The sequence below is a fragment of the Dietzia sp. UBA5065 genome (genome assembly GCA_002415925.1).
Lineage (GTDB): Bacteria > Actinomycetota > Actinomycetes > Mycobacteriales > Mycobacteriaceae > Dietzia.
Genome location: DIAZ01000104.1, coordinates 1 through 1892 on the forward strand (window position 1 = coordinate 1; position 1892 = coordinate 1892).

Genomic DNA, 1892 nt, shown 5'->3' on the forward strand with positions numbered 1-1892 from the left:
GTGGGCGTGGCCCCGGGCCCCGACGGACCGCGCGGTCCGCGCAGTGGCATCGTGGGCGCGGAGCCGGTCCCCGCGGCGGCGGCCGGGCCCGCGACCCCTGCCGCGCCGGCCGCCCCCGGCGCTCCCCCGCCCGGAAGTGGGCCGGTCAACCTCAACACCGCCGACGCCGCGACGCTCGACACCCTGCCGGGGGTGGGGCCGGTGACGGCGGCGGCGATCCTCTCGTGGCGGGCGGCCAACGGCGTGTTCGCGAGCGTCGATCAACTCGCCGAGGTGGACGGCGTCGGGCCCGCGACCCTGTCCCGCCTGCGGCCCCTCGTCACGGTGTGAGCGGGCCGCGGCCGCCGGGCCCGCAGGGCTCCGGGGCGGGGGGAGAGCGGGTCCCACCGGGGCGGCTCCCGGCTGTCCGCGATCTCAGGCTCGTCCTGCCGACGCTGGCGCTGTTCGCGGCGACCGCGGTGGCCGTCGGGGCCCGCCCGTCGACGGGGGCTGCGCTCGGGGTGGTCCTGGCCTCCTCGGCGGTGGTCGCGGCCACCTGGTCGGTGGGCGTGGGCGCGCGGGATCGGGTGGACCGCGCCGCCCTCGGGGTGCTCGCGATGGCGTGCGCCCTCGGGGCGGTCGGCGCGGGGGTCCAGGCGGCGCGGTCGCACGCGCTCGCCGCGCACCCGTTGGTCTCGCTGGTCGGCGCGCGGACGGGCGTCGAGGCCGTGGTGACGGGATTCGACCGTCCGGTCCGCAGCGGTGGCGTGATGGTCCCGGTCCGCGTCGAGGTCACGGGGTCGGGGGAGTCCGCGCGCGCCGCTCGCCTCGACGTGGTGGTGCTCGCCCGCGAAGGATGGCGGGGGCTGCCTCCCGGGACGCGGGTGCGGGCGTCGGTCGCGGTCCTGGACCCGCTCACCCCGGCGGACCCGCCGGGCCTGCGGGCCCTGACCCCGCCTCGGGTGGTGGAAGGGCCGGGGATCTCCGGCCGGGGCCCCGCCGCGGTGCGGGAGCGGCTGCGCTCGGTCGCGGACCGCGCGCTCGAGGGCGAGGCGGTGGGACTGCTCCCGTCCGTCGTGCTGGGCGACGAGGGCGGGGTGTCCACCGAGACCCGGGACGAGTTCCGGTCGGCCGGACTGGCCCACCTCACGGCGGTGTCGGGTGCCAACACCACCTACGTCGTGGGGGCCGTGCTCCTGGCCGCGGCGGCGCTGGGTGCGGGCCGCCGGGGCCGGGTCGCGGCCGCGGCGGTGGCGTTGGCCGGCTTCGTGGCCGTGGTGGGTCCGGAACCCGCCGTGCTCCGCGCGGCCGGAACCGGGGCGATCGGGCTCGCCGCGCTCAGCACACACCGCCAGGGGCGGCCGCTGGCGGCCCTGGCGGGCGTGGTGTTGCTCGTCGCGCTCCTCGATCCCGTCACCGCCACCGGGGCCGGGTTCCTCCTGTCGGTGAGTGCGACCGCGGCGCTCGTCCTGGCGGCACGCCCGGTCGCGGTACGGATCTGCCGACCGTGGATGCCCGGGCCCGTCGCCGACGTGCTGGCCGTGTGCGTGGTGGCCCACGTGGCCACTCTGCCGGTGGTGGTGGCCGCCGGGCTCGGGACGGGGCCGTGGTCCCTGCCGGCGAACCTCGCGGTGGCGCCGGCGGTGCCGGTGGTCACGGTGCTCGGGACGGCCGCCGCCGCGCTCGGGCCGGTGTGGGAGGGCGGCGCCGTGCTGCTCGCCGCGGCGTGTGCCCCCGCGCTGTGGTGGCTCGACACGGTCGCGGGGATCGTGGCCGCCCTGCCGGGGTCGCCGCACCCGGCGCCGCCGGGACCGGGATGACCCCGAGGCGGGACCGGACGTGTCGGGCCCGCGTGGCACCATGTCGGAGGTAGACCACAGCGGGGACGACGACGGTGACATCGACGGTGACAT

2 protein-coding genes are annotated in these 1892 nt (G+C 79.5%); both read left to right on the forward strand.

Annotation, left to right across the window (positions count from 1 at the left end; all coding sequences use genetic code 11):
* On the forward strand, positions 1-330 hold a 330-nt coding region (locus tag B4M60_RS07815), incomplete at its 5' end, for a ComEA family DNA-binding protein (protein ID WP_291081965.1).
* Positions 327-1799: a ComEC/Rec2 family competence protein gene (locus B4M60_RS07820; RefSeq protein WP_291081967.1), complete on the forward strand. Its 1473-nt coding sequence runs from the start codon at positions 327-329 to the stop codon at positions 1797-1799. The genes B4M60_RS07815 and B4M60_RS07820, both read left to right, overlap by 4 nt.
* Positions 1800-1892: the final 93 nt, after the last annotated feature.